The organism is Mesorhizobium sp. M4B.F.Ca.ET.089.01.1.1 (assembly GCF_004022605.1).
Classification (GTDB): domain Bacteria; phylum Pseudomonadota; class Alphaproteobacteria; order Rhizobiales; family Rhizobiaceae; genus Mesorhizobium; species Mesorhizobium abyssinicae.
This window is the reverse complement of the sequence record NZ_RZOS01000468.1, coordinates 1-4,216: the sequence shown is the minus strand read 5'-3', so window position 1 is coordinate 4,216 and position 4,216 is coordinate 1. Positions and strand designations below refer to the sequence as shown.

At 61.7% G+C, this 4,216-nt stretch carries 4 protein-coding genes; all 4 read right to left on the bottom strand.

Features of this window, described 5'->3' with window-relative positions; translation table 11 throughout:
* Positions 1 to 326 (bottom strand): oligosaccharide flippase family protein (locus EN780_RS28680; protein WP_145971008.1); only part of this gene is annotated, 326 nt, incomplete at its 3' end.
* Positions 323 to 1,456 carry a glycosyltransferase gene (locus EN780_RS28675; RefSeq protein ID WP_245500169.1) on the bottom strand — a complete coding sequence of 378 codons (1,134 nt, stop codon included), beginning with the start codon at positions 1,454 to 1,456 and terminating at the stop codon, positions 323 to 325. The genes EN780_RS28680 and EN780_RS28675, both read right to left, overlap by 4 nt.
* A 334-nt stretch (positions 1,457 to 1,790) precedes the next feature.
* Positions 1,791 to 3,044, bottom strand: coding sequence for a glycosyltransferase (locus tag EN780_RS28670; RefSeq protein ID WP_128275970.1), 1,254 nt, complete (start codon positions 3,042 to 3,044; stop codon positions 1,791 to 1,793).
* Between the two features lie 257 nt (positions 3,045 to 3,301).
* Positions 3,302 to 4,216, bottom strand: a 915-nt coding sequence (locus EN780_RS28665; protein WP_128275969.1) for a glycosyltransferase, incomplete at its 5' end; no start/stop codon positions are given.

Sequence of the window (4,216 nt, the reverse complement as noted above, 5' to 3'; positions counted from 1 at the left end):
GCAATGGCCGGCGCGAGGGCTGCAACCACCACGGAGCTGCCCAATCCGACAAGCGCGCTGACCCAGAAAACCTGATTGAGCTGTCGGTCGCTGATGTCCTTGCGCTGGACCAGCGCCTGCTGCAGGCCAAGGTTTTGCAGCAATCCGACGAAGGCGACGATCGGTCCGACGGACGCCACCAGGCCGAAATCCTCGGGCACAAGAAGTCGGGCCAGGATGATGACCGAGATGAACTGGATCACCATCTTGAAGCCTTGCGAGCCGGCCGTGACCAGCCCGCCTCGCAGGGCGACGCGGCCGAACTGAGGAGGCGGGTTGGCATTCATACGGGCGATCTCATCTTACAAAGCTGCGTTGCCATCTGGGCGAACCGCTCGTTGAGCATGTCCGCATTGAAATCCGCCTCGATCTTCTTTCGCGCAGCGAGCGCGATAGGCTCACACAGCTTTGGGTTCTCGGCGATCCAGGAGAGTTTGCCGGTCAGCGCCGCGACGTCCCGCTCGGGCGCGAGAAAACCTGTCTTCTGGTCCTCGATCAGCTCGGGAATGCCCGAATGATAAGTGCTGACCACCGTCAAGCCGGCGGCCATGGCCTCCATGAGGGCAACCGGTATGCCCTCGAGATCGCCATCGCGCGCGCCGACGCTTGGCAGAACAAACACATGGGCATCGCGCAGGCGCTGCTTGACCTCGGCATGCGGGCGTGGGCCGAGGAAAGTCACCCTGTCGGCGATGCCGAGATCGGCGGCAAGCCGCTTCAGCTCTTCCAGCAGTTCGCCGCCGCCGATCACCGAATAGATCCAGTCGCGGCGCGGCAGGGCGGCAAGCGCACGAAGCGCATACTCGATGCCCTTCTTCTCGGTCAGACGGCAAACAGAGATGAATGACAGCGTGTCCCGCTCCCAGGACCGCCACCGGTACTCTATCTCGCCAGGCCGCACGCCCATATGGTGCACCACGACCTTCGCTGGCGGTGCCCCGACATCGATCAGGGCGCTGCTGAAAAAGGCATTCACCGGCAGTTGGAGAACGCCTTCTTCGAAGACGGTCTTGTAGCGTCCAAGCGTATTGTCATGCATCGGCCCGCCGACATCATTGCCATGGAATATCGTCACCAGCGGTGCGGAAATCCTGCCCCGCTTGATGACGCGGGCGACGCGCAGGCCGTTGGTGCCGAAATGCGCAACGATGACGTCGGCCTTCCGCAATTTGTGCGCGTTGACGAGATCGAGGGCGGTCGAGAGCTTGTCCCACAGCCTGCCTGACCATTTCCTGAGGAGTGGCCGATAGCGGCCGAGGCTACCCCACCAGCACACGACCTTGCCGGGCAGCGCCTGCCAGCGCCGATCGTCGATATTGTGTTCCTTGCCGAAGGTCGTCTCGTTGCAGACGACGCCGACTTCCATGCCGTGTTCAAGGCATCCGGCTATCTGGTCGAGGACGAAAGTCTCGGACAATGAAGGAAACTTGTCCACCACGAAGCAAATCTTCATCGGCAGGATGCGCTCGCGCGGATATCGACCAGGCGCCCCGTTCCGCACGACCACGCGGGACGTGCGCAAACCTTGCGGGATGGCTGTGGGAAATCATCTTCGACCGCGCCGGGAGCCGGTGTGCTCTCAATGACAGCCGGGCCGGAAACGTCGTGCCCGAGGCACAAGACATGCAGCATGAAACTTGACCGCTGTTAGGCCCACCCGCGGGGGACGTTAGTACAGGTCTTGCTGCACTGCAACATTTTTGCTGCAGCGTAGCAAGATTTCCCGCAACTTCACGCCGCCGTTGAATCAATCACTGAGGCGCAGTGTCAGCCGGCAGGCTGCCCGTAAGGACCTTGGCAAAGCTGATATGCCTGGTGGATTCATTTGCTGACCCTAGCGCGGCCAGTTGGGTAACGATCTGCGCAAAACGTTCATTCAGCATATCTGCGTTGAACTCTTCCTCGACCTTGCGACGAGCGGCAAGCGCGACAGCTTCGCATTCCTTCGGGTGTTCGGCGACCCAGGCAAGTTTGCCGGCAAGCGTCGAAACATCCCGCTCGGGTGCGAGAAATCCTGTCTCCAGGTCCTGGATGAGCTCGGGGATCCCCGAGTGAACCGTGCTGACCGCAATCAGCCCGGCGGCCATGGCTTCCATAAGCGCGACCGGGATGCCCTCCATGTCCCCGTTGCTGGCGGTGATACTCGGCAGCAAAAAGAGATGCGCCGCGCGAAGCCGTCGTTTCACCTCCATGTGGGGAAGACTGCCAAGGAATGTTACGCGTCCCGTCAAGCCCAGCTCCGCGGCCAGCCTCTCCAAATCCATCCGCAGTGGACCGTCCCCGATAATATCGTAGCGCCAGTCTATCTGCGGATGGGAGGCCGCGAGTTCGGCCAAGGCACGCAAGGCGAACTCGACGCCCTTCTTCTCCACCAGGCGGCAAACCGTTGTCACGATCAGCGGGGTGCCCTCCCACGATTCCCAGCGGTAGCTGATCTCGCGGGCATCGATTCCCATGTGGTGGACCGTAGTGCTCGCCGGGGACATGCCGGCTTCGAGAAGAAGCCCGCGGAAGAAATCGTTGACCGTCAGGTTCAAGGTCCCATGCTTGATGAGCCCAGCATATTGTGTTGCAAGCACTGCCTGCCGCGACGGGATGGCGACATCTGCGCCGTGAAAGATGGTTATGACCGGCGGCTTGAGGAACTTCCATTTCTTCAGCGCAGCAGCTCTCTCGCCGTTCTGTCCGAAGTGAGCGACAATCACGTCACAGCGGTTCAGGCGGCGCGCAAAAACCATATCAAGAGCGGTCGAAACCTTGTATCGCAGGCCCGGCGGCAGCCGCCGTACGAATTCGCGGATTCCAGCGGCCCAACTCCACCAATGCCGGGTTCTGGCCAGCAGCGTCGCCATCGGCTCGCTTTGCCGGTCTATTCGGTCGTCACCTTTCATCCTGTCGCACACGACCTCGACCTCGAAGCCGCGCTCCAGCAGCCCAGCCATCTGGTCCGCAACGAAAGTTTCCGAGAGAAGTGGGAATTCGCCCACGACAAAGCCCACGCGCATCGCCCGCCTGCAAGGTTGGGACTTGGCCAGACCCCCAAGCGGTCCGCGTCGCGCAAGCCCTAATGTAGACGGACAGAATACACGTTGATTGCTGCGATGCCACAAGAATATTGCACTGCAACATCACAAACGAGATAGCCAGGCAATGCCTGGAACCGGGGGCATGAGGCCTTGCGCAACAGCCCGCGCCCGCGGCGCTAGCGAGGCCTATCTGCGAGCGCGGATCCGGCTAGTGCATGTCGCCCCCAGGACGGGTTTCAGGCGGCACGCTCCAGCCCGCTTCGCCTGGCATTGTCGAGGACATTAAGGAATGTCGCGAACTGTTTGTCCGGATTCATCTGCGGCCGTTCTGAAAACAACAGCGCCGCTGCTGAAAGCCGGTCGTACTCGGCCTTGTCGTTCCACAATTGCCTGATCGTCGCAACCCAGTCGGCGAGCGGAGCGTCGTAGTCGAGCACGACGCCACCGGCGCCGATCGCTTCCGGCAGCCCGCCGCGCCGGGACCCGACGACAGGGATGCCGCTGCAATGGGCCTCGGATGCTACCCTGCCCCAGGCCTCTTCCCATTTGCTGGGCGCAAGCAGAATCTTCGTGCGGCCGTAGACCGTCTTCATATCGCTGGTGCGGCTTTCCAGGGTGGCGTTGCCCAGCGGAGCAATGGTTCTTTCGATCTCAGCCCGGTGGTCGTCGTCAAGCATCCAGCTCTCGACGAACAGGAACGGAATTTCAGGGCATTCGCCGGCAATGCGGACCGCCAGTTCGAATCCCTTTTCGTTGTAGGGGTTGATCATCGTCACGAACTCGCGGGTCGTCGGCGTGCTGTAAGTTCCGGGATTGATGGTGGGCGGAATCACCGTCGAATCGATGCCGAATTTTTCCTTGTAGGTGCGGGCGGTGAACTCCGAATTGGCGATGTAGAGCGCCGAGCGCAGTTCGCGCAGGTCGCCAGCCAGTTCATGGAATTCGACATTCCTCAGATAGACAACCAGCGGCACGCCCAGCGCCTGCAGTTCCCTGCCAATCGGCACCGACTTGTGGCACTGGACCACCGCGACATCGGGCTTCAACCGTTCGACCGCGAAGCCCGCCGCCTCCCAGGGGAACCATGCCCGCACCACCGGGTAACCGGGAAAGGTGTCGATGACGGCGCGCTGGCGGAGCAGGTTCTGGCT